At 34.8% G+C, this 23,031-nt stretch carries 18 protein-coding genes; 11 read left to right on the top strand and 7 right to left on the bottom strand.

Annotated elements, in window-relative coordinates; genetic code table 11:
• Window positions 1–146: 146 nt before the first annotated feature.
• Complete coding sequence (gene amaB, locus ACUN3A_RS08745; RefSeq protein ID WP_445550908.1) at window positions 147–1,700, bottom strand: L-piperidine-6-carboxylate dehydrogenase; 1,554 nt, start codon at window positions 1,698–1,700, stop codon at window positions 147–149.
• A 458-nt stretch (window positions 1,701–2,158) separates the two neighbouring features.
• Between amaB and ACUN3A_RS08750 the strand changes: the two genes are divergently transcribed.
• A complete protein-coding gene (locus ACUN3A_RS08750) occupies window positions 2,159–3,109 on the top strand; it encodes an MBL fold metallo-hydrolase (protein WP_445550909.1) in 951 nt (316 codons plus the stop codon).
• A 209-nt stretch (window positions 3,110–3,318) separates the two neighbouring features.
• Here the strand turns inward: ACUN3A_RS08750 and ACUN3A_RS08755 are convergent, their stop codons facing one another.
• Window positions 3,319–4,434: an endonuclease/exonuclease/phosphatase family protein gene (locus ACUN3A_RS08755; protein ID WP_445550910.1), complete on the bottom strand. Its 1,116-nt coding sequence runs from the start codon at window positions 4,432–4,434 to the stop codon at window positions 3,319–3,321.
• Window positions 4,435–4,763: 329 nt separating this feature from the next.
• On the opposite strand from ACUN3A_RS08755, the gene ACUN3A_RS08760 reads away from it, so the two are divergent.
• From ACUN3A_RS08760 to ACUN3A_RS08785, 6 genes are all read left to right on the top strand, one after another.
• Window positions 4,764–5,663 carry a S66 peptidase family protein gene (locus tag ACUN3A_RS08760; protein WP_445552826.1) on the top strand — a complete coding sequence of 300 codons (900 nt, stop codon included), beginning with the start codon at window positions 4,764–4,766 and terminating at the stop codon, window positions 5,661–5,663.
• A gap of 123 nt (window positions 5,664–5,786) precedes the next feature.
• A complete protein-coding gene (locus tag ACUN3A_RS08765; RefSeq protein WP_445550911.1) occupies window positions 5,787–6,146 on the top strand; it encodes a YraN family protein in 360 nt (119 codons plus the stop codon).
• Window positions 6,147–6,252: 106 nt separating this feature from the next.
• Window positions 6,253–6,909: an aspartate kinase gene (locus tag ACUN3A_RS08770; protein WP_445550912.1), complete on the top strand. Its 657-nt coding sequence runs from the start codon at window positions 6,253–6,255 to the stop codon at window positions 6,907–6,909.
• 98 nt (window positions 6,910–7,007) lie between these two features.
• On the top strand, window positions 7,008–9,119 hold the full coding sequence (locus tag ACUN3A_RS08775) for an FAD-binding and (Fe-S)-binding domain-containing protein (protein ID WP_445550913.1): 2,112 nt from the start codon (window positions 7,008–7,010) through the stop codon (window positions 9,117–9,119).
• A gap of 1 nt (window position 9,120) precedes the next feature.
• Window positions 9,121–9,837 (top strand): heterodisulfide reductase-related iron-sulfur binding cluster, encoded by a 717-nt coding sequence (locus ACUN3A_RS08780; RefSeq protein WP_445550914.1) that lies wholly within the window; start codon window positions 9,121–9,123, stop codon window positions 9,835–9,837.
• Window positions 9,838–9,976: 139 nt separating this feature from the next.
• The gene (locus ACUN3A_RS08785; protein WP_445550915.1) at window positions 9,977–11,371 is read left to right on the top strand and encodes a pectate lyase family protein; all 1,395 of its coding nucleotides are present in this window, start codon (window positions 9,977–9,979) and stop codon (window positions 11,369–11,371) included.
• A gap of 105 nt (window positions 11,372–11,476) precedes the next feature.
• On the opposite strand, the gene ACUN3A_RS08790 is transcribed toward ACUN3A_RS08785, so the two are convergent.
• Both ACUN3A_RS08790 and ACUN3A_RS08795 read right to left on the bottom strand, forming a co-directional pair.
• Window positions 11,477–12,235: an SDR family NAD(P)-dependent oxidoreductase gene (locus ACUN3A_RS08790; RefSeq protein WP_445550916.1), complete on the bottom strand. Its 759-nt coding sequence runs from the start codon at window positions 12,233–12,235 to the stop codon at window positions 11,477–11,479.
• Between the two features lie 102 nt (window positions 12,236–12,337).
• A complete protein-coding gene (locus tag ACUN3A_RS08795) occupies window positions 12,338–13,267 on the bottom strand; it encodes a helix-turn-helix domain-containing protein (protein ID WP_445550917.1) in 930 nt (309 codons plus the stop codon).
• A gap of 163 nt (window positions 13,268–13,430) precedes the next feature.
• On the opposite strand from ACUN3A_RS08795, the gene ACUN3A_RS08800 reads away from it, so the two are divergent.
• Window positions 13,431–13,745: a hypothetical protein gene (locus ACUN3A_RS08800; protein ID WP_445550918.1), complete on the top strand. Its 315-nt coding sequence runs from the start codon at window positions 13,431–13,433 to the stop codon at window positions 13,743–13,745.
• A 15-nt stretch (window positions 13,746–13,760) separates the two neighbouring features.
• Here the strand turns inward: ACUN3A_RS08800 and tnpA are convergent, their stop codons facing one another.
• Complete coding sequence (gene tnpA / locus ACUN3A_RS08805) at window positions 13,761–14,198, bottom strand: IS200/IS605 family transposase (protein ID WP_445550919.1); 438 nt, start codon at window positions 14,196–14,198, stop codon at window positions 13,761–13,763.
• A gap of 47 nt (window positions 14,199–14,245) precedes the next feature.
• Between tnpA and ACUN3A_RS08810 the strand changes: the two genes are divergently transcribed.
• Entirely contained in the window at window positions 14,246–15,055 is an 810-nt protein-coding gene (locus tag ACUN3A_RS08810) for a hypothetical protein (RefSeq protein WP_445550920.1), read from the top strand.
• Between the two features lie 16 nt (window positions 15,056–15,071).
• Here ACUN3A_RS08810 and mfd read toward each other — a convergent pair whose 3' ends face one another.
• A complete protein-coding gene (gene mfd / locus ACUN3A_RS08815) occupies window positions 15,072–18,443 on the bottom strand; it encodes a transcription-repair coupling factor (RefSeq protein ID WP_445550921.1) in 3,372 nt (1,123 codons plus the stop codon).
• On the bottom strand, window positions 18,440–19,090 hold the full coding sequence (locus ACUN3A_RS08820) for a hypothetical protein (protein ID WP_445550922.1): 651 nt from the start codon (window positions 19,088–19,090) through the stop codon (window positions 18,440–18,442). The genes mfd and ACUN3A_RS08820 overlap by 4 nt, the downstream gene beginning before the upstream one ends.
• A gap of 223 nt (window positions 19,091–19,313) precedes the next feature.
• Here ACUN3A_RS08820 and ACUN3A_RS08825 point away from each other — a divergent pair, with 223 nt between their 5' ends.
• Together ACUN3A_RS08825 and ACUN3A_RS08830 are read left to right on the top strand one after the other, a co-directional pair.
• On the top strand, window positions 19,314–20,270 hold the full coding sequence (locus ACUN3A_RS08825) for an L-threonine 3-dehydrogenase (RefSeq protein WP_445550923.1): 957 nt from the start codon (window positions 19,314–19,316) through the stop codon (window positions 20,268–20,270).
• A gap of 282 nt (window positions 20,271–20,552) precedes the next feature.
• Window positions 20,553–23,012, top strand: a complete 2,460-nt coding sequence (locus ACUN3A_RS08830) for a DUF4982 domain-containing protein (RefSeq protein ID WP_445550924.1) — start codon at window positions 20,553–20,555, stop codon at window positions 23,010–23,012.
• Window positions 23,013–23,031 lie beyond the last annotated feature (19 nt).

Here is a 23,031-nt window from a genome sequence, read left to right on the forward strand (position 1 = left end):
TCCTAAAATTTCGTTTTAATAAACCAAAGATAGCTAATGAGTTTAGTAAAGGAATTAAGACAAATAGTTTTTACGTTAAATTTGCTTTTACTGCGTATATTTTATTAATAATTCACCACTTTTAGGAAATTAGAAATAATAATTACCTACAAATCAAATTTTATTCCTTGTGCCAATGGTAAACTTGTAGTATAATTGATTGTATTGGTTTGTCTTCTCATATAAACTTTCCAAGCATCAGAACCGGATTCTCTTCCACCACCTGTTTCTTTTTCTCCGCCAAAAGCGCCACCGATTTCGGCTCCGGAAGTTCCGATATTTACGTTTGCAATTCCGCAATCTGATCCTACTGCAGATAAGAAATGTTCCGCTTCACGCAAATTATTGGTCATAATCGCAGACGACAAACCTTGAGCAACTCCGTTTTGAACATCGATTGCATTCTCAACAGTTCCAGAATATTTAATCAAATACAAAACAGGAGCAAAAGTTTCGTGCTGTACAATTTCGAAAGAGTTTTGTGCTTCGGCAATTGCTGGTTTTACATAACAACCGCTTTCATATCCTTCTCCCGAAAGTACTCCTCCTTCAACTAAGATTTTACCTCCTTCGGCAACAACTTTAGTTAAAGCACTTGCATACATTTCGACTGCTTGTTTGTCAATTAACGGCCCAACGTGATTTTTTTCGTCTAAAGGATTTCCAATTCTCAATTGTCCGTAAGCCGATACTACAGCATCTTTTACTTTATCATAAATACTTTCGTGAATAATCAAACGACGAGTTGAAGTACATCTTTGTCCCGCTGTTCCTACAGCTCCAAAAACTGCTCCAATAACGGTCATTTTGATATCGGCATCTGGAGTTACAATAATGGCATTGTTTCCGCCTAACTCCAATAATGATTTTCCTAAACGACCTGCAACAGTCTGCGCTACAATTTTACCCATGCGAGTAGAACCCGTAGCCGAAATTAAAGGCACACGTTTATCTGTAGTTAATAATTGTCCAATTGTATAATCTCCGTTAATCAAACATGAAATCCCTTCTGGAAGGTTGTTTTCTCTGATTACCTCAGCAATAATATTTTGACACGCAATTCCACACAATGGTGTTTTTTCAGATGGCTTCCAAACGCAAACATCTCCACATATCCATGCCAGAGTTGTATTCCAAGCCCAAACAGCTACTGGAAAATTAAAAGCCGAAATGATTCCCACAATTCCTAAAGGATGGTATTGCTCATACATTCTGTGCCCTGGGCGTTCCGAGTGCATCGTCAGTCCGTGTAATTGGCGCGATAGTCCTACCGCAAAATCACAGATGTCTATCATTTCCTGTACTTCGCCATATCCTTCCTGCAATGATTTACCCATTTCATAAGAAACCAATTTGCCTAAAGCTTCTTTATTTTTACGTAATTTTTCTCCAAACTGACGCACAATTTCCCCACGTTGTGGTGCTGGTATCAATCGAAATGTTTTGAAAGCTTCGGTAGCAGTTTGCATTACTTTTTCATAATCTGCTGGTGTGCTCATTTTTACAGAAGCAATTAATTTACCGTCAACTGGTGAAAAACTCTCCAGAATTTCTCCGTTTGAAAAATGATTAATTCCTGTTGAAGTTCCTTCATTTATAGTTTTAACTCCCAATTGCGCTAATGCCTCTTTCATTCCAAATTGATCTGTCGTTGTTGTCATTGTAACTTTTTTGGTTAAAATTGTTATATTTTTTTGTAAAGATATTATTTTATACTGTTAAAATCAAATTTGATTCAAACCTAAATTTTTCTCTCATTACTGTTTTGCGTGAGGGATTAAATGATAAAATGATTGCTAATTTTTGATTAACGATTTTTGATTTCAGATGTAAAAAACCTCGTAAAATCGACAATCTAATATTTAGTAACAACAAATCTGAAATCAAAAATCGTTAATCCTAAATCTAAAATCTCTTAACTAACGACATTGGGATTAAAGCGAGAACGAAAAGCCCAACCCAAAGTTTTTTAAGAAGGGGCACGCCCATATAAAATTATACTGAAGTAAAATTATAGCTTTCTATTGTGTTTTGTCAATTTTTAGAAAAAAATTCGCTCTTTACAAAAGAAGGAAGTATTTTTATAATCTAAATTAAAAATTATAATCCCCTTTTGAACATGAAATTCATTACTCGTTACTTTATCATTTTGTTTTTACTATCCCTACCGATGCTTGCGCAGAAAACAGCTTTTAAGGTAGTGCCTTTGGGAGTTAAAGGAGGAATTGACGAGACCAATCTTTCGGCCTATTTGATAGCACCTGTAAAAACCAATAACTATATCTGTCTCGACGCGGGCACTATAAATGCTGGAATTGAAAAAGCAATCGAAAATCAAGTTTTTACGGTTTCAGTCGATGAAGTTTTACGAAAATACATTAAAGGATATTTTATTTCTCATGCGCATCTCGACCATGTTTCGGGTTTAATAATTAGCTCACCAGCCGATTCTTCCAAAACGGTTTATGCTACAAAAAAATGCATGCAAATGATGGAAGAACATTATTTTAATGGAAAAACTTGGGCTAATTTTGGAGATGAAGGTCCTGGTTATCAAATAAAAAAATATCATTTTCAAACGCTTCCACTTGAAGAAGAAGTTAAAATATCCAATACTACTATGACCGTAAAAGCGTTTCCTTTAAGTCATGGAAATCCTTTTGAAAGTACTGCTTTTTTAATTCAAAATGACACTAATGCGGTTTTGTATTTAGGAGATACTGGTCCAGATGCTATAGAAAAAAGCACAGATTTAACTGAATTATGGAAAGCTGTTGCGCCAATGATTATTGAAAAACAACTAAAAGGTATTTTTATTGAAGTTTCGTTTCCTAATGAACAACCGGATAATGCTTTATATGGACATTTAACTCCGAATCATTTAATGCAAGAACTTAGTAAATTGGAAGATTTTGCTGGAAAAGGAAATTTAAAGGATTTAAAAATCATCATTACTCATAGAAAACCACCGACAAAAAATATTCAGAAAATTAAAGAGCAATTGAAAAAAGATAACGCTTTGGGTGTGGACTTTGTATTTCCAGAGCAGGGAAGGAGATTTGATTTGTAGGTCATTAACCGCGAAGTTCGGTAAGCTTTATGGTTTATTAGCCACGGATTATACGGATAAAACAGATTAGCACGGATTTTATAAAATTTGACTTCCGTGAAAATCTGTAAAATCTGTGTCATCCGTGGCTAATTTATCCGACGTCTAAATTAATCGCAAAGCATTGCGACCCCTGCGTTTTAAACCTTTGCGTTCCTTGCGGTTAAAAGTCATTTTTTCTCTCGTATCAAATAAACATAAACTGGAAAGTGGTCACTAAAACCAATTTCGGTGAGGGAATGTCGCAACGGATATCCTTTGTATTTGCCATTTTTTTGAATTAGAAAAGGCTTATTGTAAATTCCAGCTTTCCAATATTGAAGACTTTTATAGTCTTTTTTGAGCAATGATTCTGAAACCATGACTTGATCAAAAATATCCCAAGCATCACGAAAAGCAATCGTACCTAATCCTTTTTTAGCCATTTCTTCGAAAGGATTATAAATTCCAAAAGACTCAACTTCTTGAATTTTTCCTTTGGCTCCTAATGCTTTTTTCACACTATTATTAAAAGGACTGTCGTTTAAATCGCCCATCGTAATAATTTTTGCATTGGGGTTGATGTGTTGCAAAGAATCGATAATCTTTTTATTTAAAGCCCCTGCTGCTTCCCGAAATGGACTCGATTTCTTTTCGCCACCTGCTCGTGATGGCCAATGGTTAACAATGATGTGAATTTCTTCTCCATTCAAAAAACCAGTTACTAATAATTGGTCTCTGGTATAAACACGATAATTTTTAGTGTTGACTTCGATAATATCTTCGGTTTCTATATTATCAGATGTTTCGGTTTTGACTTCTTCTTTAATAGCTTGTTCCTTTCTATAAACGTACAACGGAATATTGCTAAAACTCGTGGGTTGAAACTGTTTCTTTTGATACAATAAAGCCACGTCAATTCCTCTTTTGTCAGGAGAATCAAAGTGTACAATTCCATAGTCTTTATCAATCAATTTGGGTTGTTTGATTAAATCTTCCAGAACAGTTTGATTTTCAATTTCGGCTCCGCCAATAAATGTTGGTGAATTTAGATTTTCTGCAGTACCGATTTCGGATAATACCCGCGCTAAATTTTCTAGTTTTTGATGGTACTTTTTACTGTTCCAATGTTGAGTTCCCGTTGGCGTCCATTCCTCATCATTAGTCATCGGATCATTAATTGTATCATAACAGTTTTCAAAATTGTAAAATGCCACCGTATGTATCACAAAAGCTTTAGTTTGTGCATTGCTTCTAAACATTATAAAAAATACATACAGATAAAAACAGGTCTTTTTGAACGTCATTATTTTTTTAAATTGAATTCATGTTTTGTAAATATAGTAATTTTATTACATTTATTATATCGGAGACAAAAGTTTAAAACCGTAAATCTATATGGTGAAAATCAGTTTATACTATACTACGGAGATTATTAACCAGACAGACTTTTAATCTATTATTCAGAATTACATATCTTTGCTTTCACTCGAAGTAAGTAGTCAATCAAATCATTTTCTAAATGTATAGCATACAAACCCGCACCTTTTCTTTTATTCAAAAACAATCTGTTTTGTATCCAATGCTATTGCTTATTTTTGTTTTACAATCTATAAACTGTCAAGCTCAAACTACTATGATTACACCACCTTATTTACAAAAAGGAGATACCGTTGCTATTGTGGCAACTGCCAGAAAAAATGTCGACGATAATTTGAAACCCACTATAGATTTATTACATTCTTGGGGGCTAGAAGTCGTTATTGGAAGTACTATTGGATTAGATTTGAATCAATTGGCAGGAACTGACGAACAACGCGCCGCCGATTTTCAGCAACAAATGGACAATCCAAAAATCAAAGCAATTTGGTGTGCTCGTGGCGGTTACGGAACAGTACGCATGATTGACTTATTGGATTTTACTAAATTTAAACAACACCCAAAATGGATTGTAGGTTTTAGTGATGTTACTGTTTTGCACAATCACCTCAACACTATGGGGTACAAATCCATTCACGGGACTATGCCTGTGAGCATCGCAAGAACAGCTCCCGAATCGATTTCATCTTTAAAAACGGCATTGTTTGGTGATGCTCTATCGTATCAAATAGATCCGTTTCCAATGAATCGTTTTGGTAAAGCCACTGGTGAATTAGTCGGTGGAAACTTGTCTATTTTATACAGTTTGTTAGGTTCTAAATCAGCCATTGATTGTACCGATAAAATTTTATTTATTGAAGATTTAGACGAATATCTGTATCATATTGATCGAATGATGATGAATCTAAGACGTAATGGCTGTCTCGAAAGCATCAAAGGAATTATTGTGGGTGGAATGACAAAAATGAAAGACAATGATATTCCGTGGGGCAAAGATGCTAACCAAATTGTCGAAGATGTAACTCAAAAATACAATATTCCAATTCTATATAATTTTCCTGCTGGTCACGTTCATGATAATCGAGCTTTAATTATGGGTAGCACTGTAAGTATCGATGTCAACGAAAATTGTAATACGGTGGTTTTTGAAAAATAAAAATGATTTTAGATTGCAGATTTGTGTAACTGAGATTTGAGAATTAAAACTGAATCTTTTTATTTAATTTTCTACTTCTAAAATCGTTAATCTAAAATCTACATTCAAAAATCTAAAATTTCTATGGCTGAACACAACGAACTAGGTAAATTAGGAGAAGAACTTGCGGTGGAATATCTCAAAAAAAATGGGTATACTATTCTGGACACTAATTGGACATTTCAAAAAGCCGAAATTGATATTATTGCCAAAATAGAAAACACACTTACCATCATAGAAGTGAAGACTAGATCGTCTATTGAATTTGGTTTACCCCAAGATTTTGTAAAACCAAAAAAAATACAACTTTTGGTAAAAGCCGTAGATGCATACGTAAATAATAAAAAATTGGACTTAGATGTCCGTTTTGATATTATTGCCGTTCACAAAGAAGCAAAATCCTTTGCTATTGAACACCTTATAGATGCTTTTTATCATTTTTAAAGAAATTTAACAATGTTATATTTGTAACAAATTGTTTTTTATGTATATTTGCAAAGAATTTAGATCCAAAAACTAAGTATTAACTACGTAAAAATCACTATACATTATGAAAACAGTTTCCTCAATTGTTGAAAATTACATCAAAACAAAACCTTTTTTGCTAAATGCATTGTCACTTGGAATCATTAATTTGACTTCTTTGTCACGAAATATCATGACAGAACTAGAAAGTGAATTTGGGAAAGAAGTAAAACAAGGAGCTGTAGTAATGGCCCTAAAACGTTTGACTGAAGAATTAGATTTTCGATTGAACCACAAAATCAATAAAGTAATAAAAAATATAGGCGAAATCACTGTTCGTTCGGCTTTAACAGATTATACATACATTGTTTCGGATACCGTTTTGAACAAACAAGCCGATTTAATTACTGATATTAATTCATTGCCAGATATTTTTTATACTTCATCAAAAGGAGTAAATGAAACTAATATAGTAGTAAGTAATAGTGTTAATCACCTGGTAGAAAAACATTTTGCCTCTGAAAAATTGATTCAAAAATTAGAAAATTTAGCTTCCATTACTGTTAAATTACCTAAAGAAAATATTGTAGTTCCAGGAATATATTATTTCATTTTTCAACGTTTGGCTTGGGAAGGGATTATCATCAATGAGGTAATTTCAACTTCTAATGAATTTACTATTTTAGTAAGCGAAAATGAAGTAGATGTTGCTTTTAAAGTAATCAAAGATTTGAAAAACTAAAAAACAAACTTTTTATAATTGAAAACGAAGCCTTAGTGCTTCGTTTTTTTATTTATACCTAAATTTACACTTTCATTTCAAAATAAAATACAATCGCTATGTTGGCTCCATCTTATCAAAAGTTAAAAGACATTTTATCAAAGTCCATTGATCCAAAACGTATTTTAACCAATCCTTTGCAAACCCTTGCTTATGGGACAGATGCCAGTTTTTATAGACTTATTCCGCAGATTGTCATTTTGGCTCACAATGAAGCCGAGGTTGTCGAAATTATAAAACAAGCCAAAATTCTTGACATTGCTTTAACTTTTCGTGCCGCTGGAACGAGTTTGTCGGGACAAGCCATCACCGATTCGGTTTTGGTTGTTGCTACACACGGTTGGAAAAATTTTGAACTTTTAGACAACAATCAAAAAGTAAAATTAGAACCTGGAATTGTAGGTAGTCGAGCAAATATTTTGTTGGCTCCTCATGGATTAAAGATCGGTCCTGATCCAGCGTCTATTGGAGCAGCGATGATTGGTGGAATTGTTGCTAACAACGCCAGCGGAATGTGTTGCGGAACGGCTCAAAACTCCTACCAAACCATAGCTGATATCCGAATCGTATTGTACGACGGAACACTTCTGGATACAGCAGATGCAAATAGTGTTGCCGATTTCAAAAAAAATCATGCTGCTTTAATTCAAGAAATTGAAAATCTTAGAGATACCATCAAAAATGATGAAGCACTTTATCATAAGATTAAAAATAAATTCAAAATAAAAAATACTACGGGTTATAGCATTAATGCTTTGGTTGATTTCCAAGATCCTATTGAAATTATCAAACACCTGATAGTGGGCTCGGAAGGAACATTGGCGTTTATTTCGAATGTAACATTTCAAACCGTTATTGATGAAAAATATAAATCCTGCTCATTACTTATTTTCAATAGTATTCAGGATGCCTGTAATGCGACCATTTTATTAAAATCAAGCCCTGTTGTAGCGGTAGAATTATTAGATCGTGATTCTATCCGTTCGGTAGAAAATGATCCTGAAGCGCCTGGATATTTCAAAACATTGCCAGAATCGGCTTGCGCATTATTGGTGGAATGTCGGGATAATGATTTGGATAATATGCTAATCAAACAACTAAAAATTCGATTAGAAATTGAATCTATTCCTACTTATTCCGAATATGAATTTACTTCAAATCCGAAACAATATTATTTCAATTGGAAAGCACGAAAAGGGTTGTTGCCAACTGTGGGTGGTATGCGAAAAACAGGAACTTCTGTTATTATAGAGGATGTTGCATTCCCTTTGTCTCATTTGGCGGAAGCCTGTTTAGCATTGAAAGATTTATTTAAAAAATACGAATATCACGATGCCTATCTTTTTGGTCACGCATTAGAAGGAAACTTGCATTTGGTCTTCTCACAAGATTTTTCGAATCAAATAGAAATTGATCGATATGAAAAATTAATGTCAGAATTGGCAATTTTGGTTGTAGATCGCTTTGATGGTTCCTTAAAAGCCGAACACGGAACGGGTCGAAATATGGCTCCTTTTGTAGAAAAAGAATGGGGAACAACGGCTTACGAAATTATGAAACGCATCAAAAACATTTTTGATCCTAATAATAAAATTAATCCGAACGTTATAATTAATCCGGATCCAAAAGCACATCTCCGAAATTTAAAACCAATGCCAGAATCCCACGCAATTGTGGACAAATGCATGGAATGTGGATTTTGTGAACCACATTGCGTTTCCGAAGGTTTAACTTTATCTCCAAGGCAACGTATTGTTATTGCCCGTGAAATTAGCCGATTAGAGGAAACAAATGATGATCCGCAACGATTGGCTGACATCCGGAAAGACGTTACCTATCAACTAGACGAAACCTGTGCCACCGATGGCCTTTGTGCTTTGGCTTGTCCTGTTTATATTGATACTGGGAAATTTGTAAAAGAATGGCGTGCCAATGAACTAAATTCTAGTGATAAAAAAAGGGCTGCGTACATTGGTTCTCACATGGCAGGAACTACAACACTATTGAGAATTGGATTAAAATTAGTTTCCTTCTCTCATTCTCTATTTGGAACAAAAATCATGACTACTTTATCTAATGGCATCCATTTTATAAGTTTTGAAAAAGTACCAAAATGGATTCCAGAATTGCCAAAAGGAGCCGACAAAATAAACACGAATCAACAGCCATAAAATGAATACAACCTCTGATTTAAAAGTAGTTTACTTCCCTTCCTGCATCAACAGAAGTATGGGTAAAAATAGTTTTCAAGGTGCAGACGATCTTCAATTGACTGCATTAACACATCAATTATTAATTCGTGCTGGTTTTACTATAATTTATCCCCAATTATTAGATAGTCAATGTTGTGGTATGCCTTTTTCGAGTAAAGGTTTTGCTGAAGCCAATCATACTCAATCAGAAGCATTAGAAAAGGAATTATTAAAAGCATCAGAAAATGGGAAACACCCTATTTTGTATGATATGAGTCCCTGTTTTTATCATTCGAAAGAAGAATTTTCGAAAGCTTTAAAAATCGTGGATCCCATTGAATTTATGTTGGATCATGTGATGCCTCATTTGACTGTAAAAAACAAAAAAGATACCGTTGCCGTTTTTCCTGTTTGTTCCGTTAAAAAAATTGGAAAAATGGATCAGCTTATCGCTTTGTCTCAACTTTGTGCCGAAAATGTTACTATGATTGATAGCAATTGCTGTGGTTTTGCTGGAGACAGAGGTTTTATAGTTCCTGAACTACGCGAGCATGGATTACGCGAATTAAAAGCACAAATTCCAACCAACTGCAAAGAAGGTTATTCTACTAGTAGAACTTGCGAAATTGGATTAGAGAATGCAAGCGGAATTGATTTTAAATCTATTTTTTATTTGGTGGAGGAAGTGACGAGATAAAAACTTAAAACAAAGTAAAATAATATGTTAATCTTTACTTTGCTTTATCATAAAACCCAATAACACATTGAATTAAATAGCTACTTTTGTATCTATTAAGCATTTTATTTTCCCAAATTTTTAAATAATTAACTTTAAAATGAAAAAAACTGTATTATTATTAAGTTTCTTTTTACTTGGTCTTTCCAGTATTGTTACTGCACAAGATTATTACATGCCTACACCAGAAGGTTTTGGTAAATCTGCAACGGGAGGTGGAACTCCAACAGCATTAAATACAGTAACGGTTACAACCTATGCTCAATTAAAAACAGCTCTTAATTCAACTGCATCGACTAATGCCGTCATTTTAGTTTCTGGAACCATCGACTGTGTTTACACGAGTGTATTATTGACTAATAAAACAATTATAGGATTGCCAGGAGCAAAACTTAGAAACACTCAAATAACAGTAACTTCTAATCCTCCATCCGCAAGTGATTCTACAACATCAGCTGCTAATTCGGGAACTCTTTATATAAAACCAGGCTCTAATAATGTAATTATCCGAAACCTAATTTTTGAAGGTCCAGGAGCTTTTGATGTAGACGGACGTGATAACCTTACTAATGAAGGTACTAATGTTTGGGTCGATCACTGTGAATTTCAAGACGGAATGGACGGTAATTTTGACAACAAAGGAGCAGCCGATAATGTAACTATTTCTTGGTGTAAATTTACTTATTTGAAAGCTCCAACTGCTGGAGGTTCGGGAGGATCTGCAGATCACCGTTTTACAGATTTAGTAGGTTCTGCTATTACTGATTTTCCAACAGACGGAAGGTACAGTATTATCTTCAAAAACTGCTATTGGGCAGAAGGTTGTAAAGCCAGAATGCCAAGAGCTAGAAATGCCGAATTGCACGTCTTAAACTGTTATTATAAAACTAGTGTTTCAGGAGCTTCCGCTGTTGGTTTAGGTGCAGGAAATCAAGGAACCACTTGTTATGTAGAAAACAGTAATTTTGAACAAATAACTACTATTTCAAGCCCTGTTAACGAAGGTTCCGGAACAACTGTAGTGAAATTTGATGGTTGTACAAAAGGAACAACTCCATTGGCAGTTACAGGTTTTGATGTTGGAACAGCTACAAAACCAACTTATACTTATAGCGTAATGCCTGTGGCTAATGTAGCTACTTATATTCCAAATACAAGTTGTGGCGCAGGAGCTACATTACAAGTTACGGCAGCAGGAGAAATATCAACTAGTTGCCCTAATTTAGGAGTAGAAGATTATACTTTAACTGGGGTAAAATTGTATCCAACACTTGTTGACACTACTTTAAATATTGAGTTATCAAATGTTGTTTCGGGAGATGCAACGATAACTATTTATTCAACTACAGGAGGAAAAGTGCTTTCTTCTTCTAAAAATAATGTAAGTTCTAATGATAAATTATCGGTTAATGTAGCAGCATTATCTAAAGGTATTTATTTGTGTACTGTTAAAATTGGAGAAAGTTCTACTACTTTGAAATTTATCAAACAATAATTTTTAGTTTAGAATAACAGAAAAGAGTCCCGAAATTTCGGGACTCTTTTCTGTTAAAATAGTTTCCAAAAAAATGATAAAGAGCTTTGTGAACTCCTATCTTTTTTACAAATTCATTCCTCCCGAAACTTCGATTCGTTGTCCATTTACCCATTTTGCATCATCGGTACACAAAAAGGCAACAACACTTCCAATATCATCTGGCAAACCCACTCTACCCAAAGCAGTTAATGAAGAAATAAATTGATTTAACTGTTCATTATCACGAACTGCTCCACCTCCAAAATCAGTTTCGATAGCTCCAGGAGCAACTACATTTACTCGAATTTTTCGATCTCCAAATTCCTTTGCTTGATAGGTAGTCAAAGTTTCTATTGCGCCTTTCATACTAGCATAAGCAGCATATCCCGGGAATGAAAAACGAGTCAATCCCGACGAAATATTTACAATTCCGCTACCGTCATTTAATATATCTAAAGCTTTTTGAGTCAACAAAAAAGGCCCTTTGAAATGAATATTAACCATATTGTCCAATTGATTTTCGGTGGTTGTGGCAATACTTTCATGAACTCCAATACCAGCATTGTTGATTAAAAAATCAATTTTATCAGTACCAAAAGTGTTTTGCAAAGCCGTTTTTGCATTTTCAAAAAAGGAATCAAAACTACTTGCTTCCGCAACATTCAGTTGAATGGCTGCTGCTTTTTGTCCCAATTTTTCAATTTCAGCAATAACTTCTTCCGCTTCGGCTTTTTTACTGTGATACGTTAACACTATGTCAAGTCCTTTTTGGGCAAGACTCAAAGCCATATTTTTTCCTAATCCGCGACTTCCTCCTGTAACTAGAGCTATTTTATTTCCCATTATAGATTTTATTTTAAATTATTTAAGACAAAATTAGTTGAGTTGTAAAGTTCTGCAGTTGTAAATATCAATCCAGAATTTGCGAAATTCAAATTAAAGTATTTAAACCCGAAATGACAAAGGAGACAAAGTAGTTTGTTTTTTGAAAAAATTAGAAAAATGCGCTAACTCTTCAAAACCGAGTGAATAGGCAATTTCCGAAATGTTCCAGTCGGTTTCTTTTAATAAAATTTTGGATTCCTGAATCAATCGTTCGCTGATTAATTCGGTAGTGGTTTTTCCAGTATTTTCTTTTAAAACTTTATTGAGATGATTGACATGAATGGACAAACGATCCGCAAAATCTTTCGCAGATTTCAATTCCAATCGTTGGCGGGATGATTCAATAGGGAATTGTCTTTCGAGTAATTCCACAAATAAAGAAGAAACTCTGGCTGCCGAATTGTGTTTGGAATACAAGGCGGTTACAGGTTGCAACTTTTGTCCAAAATGTATCAGCTCCGCCACATAATTTCGAATCAAATCATATTTATACACATAATCCGAATTGATTTCCTGATGTATCTTTTTGAAAATCAAATCAATTTCATTTGTTTCTTCTTTTGTTAATTGGAAAACAGGATAACCATCTGTTTGGAAAATGGGCAGTTTATCCAAATCCATCCCGATTTTTTCCTTGGTCAAAAACTCACTTGTGAAAACACAAAAATGACCCGACTGCTCCATATCCAGCGGAAGATAATTATAAGGGATTTTGGGCGTTGCAAACAAAAGTGCATGTTCTTCAATTTCAATCGTACGGTCAGCATACTCTACTCTATTTTTGCCCCGAATTAAACTTATTTTATAATAGGCTCTTCGGTCGTAAGGCATATTACAGTGCCCTTTAAGTCTTTCATACAATTCTTTGATATTAAAAACATTGAAATGTCCGATTTCTTTTTGAATACCATTGGGCAACAATACGCACGGATTGGCAAAACTGTCGCTGGATATTTCTTCGTAAAACTCGTCTATGGATTTTGATTTCATTGGGATAAATTTGTAAAAATCAAATATACGGATTATTTAAGAGAAAACTGTTCGACTATAAAACTGAGAAATTGCCTTTAAAATTTATCAGCATTATTTAGATACATTTTTAAACAAAATTTAAAATCAAAAAAAGTAAATTTATGATCTATATAAATACAAAATGAAAAGATATATTTTATTGTTTTTGCTAACATTTCAAATGGTATTTTCACAAGAAGTAGTAGTAAAAGGGAAAGCCTTTAATTCAGGAAAATTTAATGACCGAGTTGTTTATATTGTCAAAAATGACACTATTAATAAAGAAAGAAAACACAATCATTCCTTATATGCAAATTGGAAAGAGAAATCAAAATTTGAAAACAGAAAAGACACTTCATATCTTGAATTTAATAAAAGCTTAGAAGTTCTTGAACAATTGTTTAAAACTAAACCACTCTGCACTGAAAGTGCAGAGGTTTGTTTTACGAGGGACTGAAAGTCCCTCATTTTTTCATTCGAGAATGAAATTTGAATTATCATCATTCTCTTTTCTTCTATGATGTTCCAAATATTCATTTACCATTTTATCGGTTATATTTCCAGTACTCCAAACACCATAACCACTTGCCCAAAAATGTTGTCCCCAATAACGCTCCTTCAATTCAGGAAATTCCATCTGCAATTTTCTTGAAGTCCTTCCTTTGAAACTTTTTAAAATTGAGCTGACGTTATGCTTTGGAGCGTATTCTATATGCATGTGAACATGGTCTGAACTAACAACTCCTTTTAAAATTTCAATTCCTTCTGCTTCACAGATCTGTATCAAAATCTCTCGGCAACGCTTTTGAACATCACCTTTCAAAACTTTAAACCTATACTTAGTAACCCAAACAACATGACAGGTTAATCTGCTGACTGTGTGCGAACATTTTCTTAAATCTGTACTCATAATCTAAAGGTAAAGATTTTTTCGCATTACTAAAGTACTGCAATAAATTGCAGGGTTTTAAACCCGAATCTGAGACCAATAAAAATTATAGAACACGTACGGATAACTTACTTAATTTTGAAATAAAAGCTAAATTATCGGATTCTCTGTTTTTTGAATCTCAATATCATACAACTAAAAAATACTTAGTTGCTGATTTAGTAAAAAAGAAAAAAATTAATATTAAACTAAAATTAGAACCCTGTGAGGTTTGGCCTTCACATTCAGAAGAGGAAAAGTCAACAAAACTATATGTTTTTATTGGTAAAAAAATTAAAACTTGGGTATCTCCTTTAGGTTATTGCAATGGTGTTTCTTTAGATTCTAGAACTTTAGCAAAATATTTGGTGATTAAAAACATTTATGGTGATTTCAAAAAAGACACTATTCAATTTACCTCTTACGCACATTCATATCCAATGGAACAAAATTATATTCCCTTTAAGGGTAGTTTTTCGGAATACGATTATTGTTTATTATATGTATTGAAATACAAAGGAGAATTAATTCAAGTAAGATATTTGTTTGATGATATATATATGACAAAAGAAGGTAGGTGGGCATCTCCCTTAAAGCCAAAAGGATTATTTCATACAATCTCTCCCGACTTATTTAAACCTGAGAAAATAAATTTCATCACTCCAATTGAATTTGAATATGAAGAAAAATTTGAAAAACAAATCAAACAAAATTTCCCTGAAGCCTATACTAAAATAAGCGATGGAAAAATCACAGTAAATTATGGTTTTTACGTTGAGGATTTATTTGAAATTAGAAAAACAGGGCGATTGAAAGAGTATGATTATTTGATTAAATAAACATAAACAATATCCTCTACTCGCCACCCAACTTCTGCATTAACTCTAATGCAATTCTAGTTGATTTCACGTTATCAAAAGTCAACAATAATCTTAAACCAGCTGGCGTTTGCTTTTCTTTCATAACACAAATACTACTATTTGTTTGTACAAACTGAATCACTTTATGGAAACGTGTCGAATGGTAATAATCCGATTGTTGATCGGAGACAAAATAGCCAATCATCTTCCCTTTTTTCATTACCAGTTTTTCGATTCCCACTCTAGTTGCAATCCATTTGATGCGGATGCTGTTCATTAAAGCAAGCGCTCTTGGTGGCATTGGACCAAAACGATCGATTAGTTTGTTTTGGAAAACAACCAATTCTTCCTCATTTTTCACATCGGCCAATTCGTTATACAAGCTCAAACGCTCCGTGACATTATTGATGTATTCATCTGAAAACAACAGCTCAAAATCAGTGTCGATTTGCAGGTCTTTTACATATTCCTTGGTTTCGATATTGTTTTCTTCAGGATATAAATCCTTGAATTCGTTTTCCTTCAATTCCTCGATGGCCTCGTTCATGATTTTTTGGTACGTATCAAAACCAATGTCGTTGATGAAACCGCTTTGTTCTCCCCCTAATAAATCTCCAGCACCACGAATTTCTAGATCTTTCATCGCAATATTCAAACCGCTTCCTAACTCGCTGAATTGTTCCAAAGCCTGAATTCGTTTTCTTGCATCTTCGGTCATGTGTGAATACGGTGGACAGATGAAATAACAAAACGCTTTTTTGTTGCTTCGCCCAACACGACCTCTCATTTGATGCAAATCAGACAAACCGAAATTATTGGCATTATTGATAAAAATGGTATTCGCATTCGGAACGTCCAATCCGCTTTCGATAATGGTTGTCGCTACCAAAACATCAAACTCTCCGTTCATAAAGGCGAGCATCAACTCCTCGAGTTTTGCACCGTCCATTTGTCCGTGGCCAATTCCTACTCGGGCGTTTGGCACCAAGCGCTGAATCATTCCTGCAAATTCCTTGATATTTTCGATTCGGTTATTGATGAAGAAAACCTGTCCGTTGCGCTGAATTTCATACGAAATTGCATCCCGAATCAGTTCTTCATTAAACCCAACAACATTCGTTTCTATAGGATATCTATTGGGCGGAGGTGTCGTAATTACCGATAAATCTCGGGCAGCCATCAACGAAAACTGCAACGTTCTCGGTATTGGCGTTGCGGTCAAAGTCAGCGTATCAACATTGGCAGCAATCGTTTTGAGTTTGTCTTTTACGTTAACTCCAAACTTTTGTTCCTCATCCACAATCAACAATCCAAGGTCTTTGAAAACCACATTTTTGTTGACCAATTGGTGGGTTCCAATTACAATATCCAATTTCCCTTCGGCTAATTGTTTTAGGGTTTCAGCTTTTTGCTTAGCAGTTCTAAAACGGTTCAAATAACCAATAGAAACCGGCATATCTTTTAATCTTTCACTAAAAGTACGGTAGTGTTGGTAAGCCAAAATAGTCGTTGGAACCAAAATCGCCACTTGTTTTGAATTATCAACAGCTTTGAAAGCAGCACGAATAGCGACTTCCGTTTTACCAAATCCTACATCCCCGCAAACCAAACGATCCATCGGACGTTCGCTTTCCATATCGGCTTTGACTTCTTGCGTCGATTTGATTTGGTCAGGAGTGTCTTCATAGATAAACGAACTTTCCAACTCGTTTTGCAGATAACTGTCGGGCGCAAATTGGAATCCTTTTTCCAATCTTCGTTTGGCATACAACTGAATCAAATTGAAGGCAATATTTTTTACCCTTGCTTTGGTTTTTTGTTTTAAAGTCTTCCAAGTATTCGAACCTAATTTATAAATCTTCGGTGGTGTTCCGTCTTTTCCGTTGTATTTCGAAATCTTGTGCAGCGAGTGAATACTCACATACACAATGTCATTATCCGCATAAACGAGCTTAATCGCTTCCTGTGTTTTACCTTCGACCTGTATTTTTTGCAACCCTCCAAACTTCCCGATACCGTGGTCGATATGCGTTACATAATCGCCAACGGATAAAGTCGTGAGTTCTTTTAGGGTTAAATTCTGCTTTTTCGAATAGCCATTTTTGATGCTGAATTTATGGTAACGCTCAAAAATTTGATGGTCGGTATAACAGCAAATTTGATTTTCCTGATCGATGAAACCTTGGTACAAAGGCAGAACAATCGTCTTGTATTGCTTGCGGACATTCTCCGAATTGGCTTCATCCAAAGATTCGAATATATCGTGAAAACGTTTCGTCTGCGCTTCATTCGAACAAAACAAATAATTTTGGTAGCCGTTAAAATGGTTGTCGCTCAAATTATTCAACAACAAATCAAACTGCTTGTTGAACGACGGCTGTGGCTGAATATGAAATTCAAACTTCTTGGTAGTTTTAAAAACAGGCTTGGAATTGAATTCCACAACCGAAAAATCCAACGCTCTTTTTACAAATTCCTTTTGGTTAAGGAATAATTGTTCTGGAGTCGCGTGTTTGATATCTTTGGATAATTTCTCAAAAGCTTCTTCGGCTTTGCCAAATTGCTTATCCAATTCGTATAAAAGATTCTCGGTATTCTGAAAAAACAAAACCGTTCTTTCGGCTATATAATCTAGAAAACTCTCTCTGTTTTCCTGAAAAACTTTATTCTCGACATTCGGAATAATGGTGATTTTTTTCTGTTTCTCTAACGACAATTGTGTATCAACGGCAAAACTACGGATGCTCTCCACTTCATTACCAAAAAATTCAATTCGATACGGATTATCATTCGAAAACGAAAACACATCGACAATCCCTCCTCGAACGGAGAATTCTCCTGGTTCTGTAATAAAATCAACTCTTTTGAATTCGTATTCAAACAAAACTTCATTCAGGAAATCAATCGAAATTTTATCACCAACGGCAACTTTCAATGTATTTTTATCCAAATTTTGACGAGTAACCACCTTTTCAAAAAGTGCCTCAGGATAAGTAACAATGATTGCAGGTTTTTTGCGAGAATTGATTCTATTCAATACTTCAGAGCGAAGTAAAACATTGGCGTTATCGGTTTCTTCAATTTGGTACGGACGACGAAAAGAGCCCGGATAAAACAACACATCCTGCTCGCCTATCATTTGTTCCAAATCGTTCAAATAATACGCCGCTTCTTCTTTATTATTCAAAACCACCAAAAAAGGAAGTTCTGATTTCTTAAAAAGTGACTGAATTACAAATGAAGTTGCAGATCCTAACAAACCCTCCAAATGTATTTTTATTGGATTATTCCCCTGCAGACTAGCTACAATCTGAGCTGTTTTGGGAGAAGAATCATAAACTGAATATATAGAAGTGGCTTTACTCAAGGTTGTGCTCCGTTTGGATTTTTTTGATTCGTTGTACTACTCGGATTATCTTGTATTATTGCTGGAGTTACACTTCCACCTTGAATTGCTCTGGTAGTATCCAAAATCATTTGTAACAATTCAGATTCTCCTGCCTCCATTGGAATTTTACCTTTCTCCACAATTTTATCCATTTGTCGTTGCAAAGAAACCAACTCAATATTAATTTCAGCAACCAGTTTTACCACTTTTTTCTCCGAAATATCAGTCAGATTGATATACAAATCTAACATTCGAACTTGTGTAGTCAAAGTTGCTATTCTGCTTCTTATCTGTGGTGTGTCAAATTGAGTAGGAATATTGGTATTCAAAGCCATCACTTTGGTCGATAATGCTTTGGATTTCTTTTGATATTCGCGAATTGTTTGCTTCGGTTTTTTGGCCAATTCTTCCATAAACTCTCGCCATTCTGGCCAGGTTTTTATAGTAGCTTCGGAAGTAGTATTAATTGGTGAATCAAAAAAATTCCAGCCTTTTTTTATAGTGGTAAATATTAATTCTTTCTTTTTTATATCCTTTAACTGATCGGCAAGGCGTTTATCGTTATCATTTTTACACGAAAACTGTATCAAAATCACCAAAAAAAGTAGCGTTACTTTATAGTTCATTTCCAAATTATTTGAACTACAAAGTTACAAAGTAAATTTACAATACCGAATTTCAAAATCAGAATAACAATCTCACATCAATACCTCTTTTTATTTGAATTTAAAGAACCAAAAATGACAAACAATCTACATTTAAAAAACGATTTTGTGATTTTTGTAACTTTATTGATTAAAATGTGATATTTAACGAAATCGTTATCTTTGTTATTCAAATCCATTCATCATGAATCCAAAGATCTTAATTATAGGCGCTTGCGGTCAAATAGGCACTGAACTAACACATCAACTCAGAGCAATTTATGGAACCGATAACGTGATTGCTTCTGATATTCGAAAACTGAATAACGATGTTGTCAATTTGGGTCCTTTCGAAGTAATAAATGCTTTAGATTTTAACCAAATTGAACATTTAGTCGAAATTCATCAAATTACCGATGTCTATTTGATGGCGGCTTTACTATCTGCAACAGCCGAAAAAAATCCTGCCTTTGCTTGGGATCTGAATATGAATTCGCTATTTCATGTTTTGAATTTAGCAAAAGCCAAAAAAATAAAAAAGGTATTTTGGCCTTCTAGCATCGCTGTTTTTGGACCAACAACTCCCAAAGAAAACACACCACAATATACCATCATGGAGCCTTCGACCGTATATGGTATTAGCAAACAAGCTGGCGAAAGATGGTGCGAGTATTATCACACTCATTTTGGAGTCGATGTTCGAAGCATTCGTTACCCAGGGTTAATTAGCTGGACGACACTTCCCGGCGGAGGCACTACCGATTATGCCGTAGACATTTACCATAAAGCGCTAAGTGACAAAAAATATGAGTGCTTTTTGAATTCCGAAACCAAAATGCCCATGATGTACATGGACGATGCCATTGCCGCCACCATCACTATCATGCAAGCACCCGCTGAGCAAATTAAGATTCGTTCTTCCTATAATCTCGCCGCAATGAGTTTCACTCCTGCCGAAATAACTAACGAAATCAAAAAACACATTCCAGAACTCGAAGTAACCTACAATCCCGATTTTCGCCAAAAAATCGCCGATAGCTGGCCAGCAAATATAGACGATAGCCGCGCCAGAGAAGACTGGGGCTGGAATCACCAATTTAATTTGGAAACAATGACAATCGAAATGTTAAAAAATCTAAGTCCACAATACCACAAAAAATAAACTTTAAAATCATTTGGGCGTGCCACCATCCAGATAAAAGGGCTATTTCACTTTGCGCTTATACGCCCTTTTATCTGGATGCTGTCGGGCTATCCATGCTACTTCGGTAGCTTATTTCTATCCCTCACGCACAACAACATCGATGTAACTATTTACACCAGCCTAAGCAAAATATATAAAAATCCAAAGTTTTATACTATATTTCACAGCTGGAAATTGAAATTAACAGGACTGCATAACAAAATGCAACGACTCCAAATCAAAAACTACAAATAGCTACAAATGAATAATAAAAAAACATTCCTATTACTACTCTTGAGTATTCTAAGTTTCCATTTTAGTAATGCACAAAACATCCGAAAATCCATTTTATTAGACAAAAACTGGAAATTCTCAAAAGGCGATTTCAAAGAAGCGAACCAAATAGGATTTTCAGACCAAAAATGGGAAACCGTAACGATACCGCACGATTGGGCAATCTACGGTCCATTTGACGAAAATAACGACGTACAAAAAGTCGCTATTACCCAAAATGAAGAAAAAGAAGCCAAAAGACAAACAGGAAGAACTGGTGGTTTACCCTATATGGGCGTGGGTTGGTACCGAACCTCTTTCAATATTCCAAATTACCAAAAAGGACAACGCATCAGTCTGGTTTTTGATGGCGCTATGAGTGAGGCTCATGTTTCGGTTAATGGCAAAGAAGCTATTTTTTGGCCTTATGGATACAATTCCTTTACTATTGATGTTACTGATTTATTGACTAATGACGGTCAAAAAAACCTGCTTTCGGTTCGATTAGAGAATAAAGATCAATCTTCTCGCTGGTATCCGGGTGCAGGATTATACCGCAATGTCCATTTGATAATCACTAATCCTATACATGTTCCTGTTTGGGGAACGTATCTAACGACTCCTTTTGTATCCAAAGAATATGCTTCGGTACGTTTAGAAACTAAATTAGAAAATGTACCCAATAAATCCGAAATCCGAATTGAAACTACAATTATTGATAAAAACGGTAAAACAGTTTCATCAAAAAACGATACTCGAAAACTGAATCATGGCGAAGCATTTGTTCAAAATTTCATTGTAAACAATCCTACTTTATGGTCACCAGAATCTCCTAATTTATATCAGGCGGTGTCAAATGTGTATCTAAAAGACCAATTAGTCGATACCTATACCACTCGTTTTGGAGTTAGAGATATCAAATTCATTGCCGACAAAGGATTTTTTCTGAATGGCGAGCAACGTAAATTTCAAGGAGTTTGCAATCATCATGATTTAGGACCTTTAGGAACTGCTATCAATGTAGCTGCTTTGCGTCGTCAATTAACACTTCTAAAAGATATGGGTTGCGATGCTATTCGTACCGCACACAATATGCCAGCTCCAGAATTGGTAGCCTTATGTGACGAAATGGGTTTTATGATGATGATAGAACCTTTTGATGAATGGGATAAAGCCAAATGTAAAAATGGCTACCATCGTTTCTTTAAAGAATGGGCAGAAAAAGATATGGTCAATATGCTGCACCATTACCGCAATAATGCCAGTGTAATCCTTTGGAGTATTGGTAACGAAGTGCCAACTCAATGCAGTCCGGAAGGTTATAAAGTAGCCAAGTTTCTTCAAGACATTTGCCACCGTGAAGACCCTTCCCGCTTAGTAACTTGCGGAATGGATCAAGTTTCTTGTGTTTTAGAAAATGGATTTGCCAATATGATTGATATTCCTGGTTTTAATTACCGTGTAAACAGATATGATGAAGCTTTCCGCAAATTATCACAAAACATGGTTTTGGGTTCTGAGACTACCTCAACCGTAAGTTCTCGTGGAATTTATAAATTCCCTGTTGAGAAAAAATCAGATGCTGTTTATGATGATCACCAATCTTCTTCCTACGATTTTGAATATTGTAGTTGGTCTAATTTACCCGACGAAGATTTTGCAATGGCAGATGACAAAACTTGGACATTAGGGCAATTTGTATGGACAGGTTTTGACTATTTAGGCGAACCAAATCCATATAGTATTAATGCTTGGCCTAACCATAGTTCGCTATTTGGAATCATTGATTTGGCAAGTCTTCCAAAAGATCGCTATTATTTATACCGCAGTATTTGGAATAAAAATTCTGAAACCTTGCATATTTTACCGCATTGGAATTGGGAAGGAAAAGAAGGTCAAAACGTTCCGGTTTTTGTTTATACCAATTACCCAACAGCCGAATTATTTGTAAATGGAAAAAGTTATGGTAAGCAAACAAAAAACGATGCTACAAAACAAAGCCGTTACCGATTGATGTGGATGGATGTTAAATATGAACCAGGAGAGGTTAAGGTAGTAGCCTTTGATAAAGACGGAAAAAAAGTCGCTGAAAAATCCATTTATACCGCAGGAAAAGCGCATCACCTGGAGTTAATTCCAGATCGCACTGAAATGCAGCCTGATGGAAAAGATTTGGTTTACGTCACTGTGAGAATGGTTGATGCAGCTGGTAGATTATGTCCTACCGATCAAAGTCTAATTCAATTTAGTACTAGTGGGGCGGGTAATTATAAAGCTTCGGCGAATGGTGATCCTACTTGTTTAGATCTTTTTCATTTACCAAAAATGCATCTTTTTAATGGACAATTAACCGCCATTTTACAAGCAAGTGAAAAAGCAGGAAAATTAACTTTTGAAGCTAAAACTAGCGGAATCAAAACTGGAAAAATAGTTGTAGATGTTAAGTGATTTATGTTTTAATTAAAAC

This window comes from Flavobacterium sp. WC2509 (genome assembly GCF_052683105.1).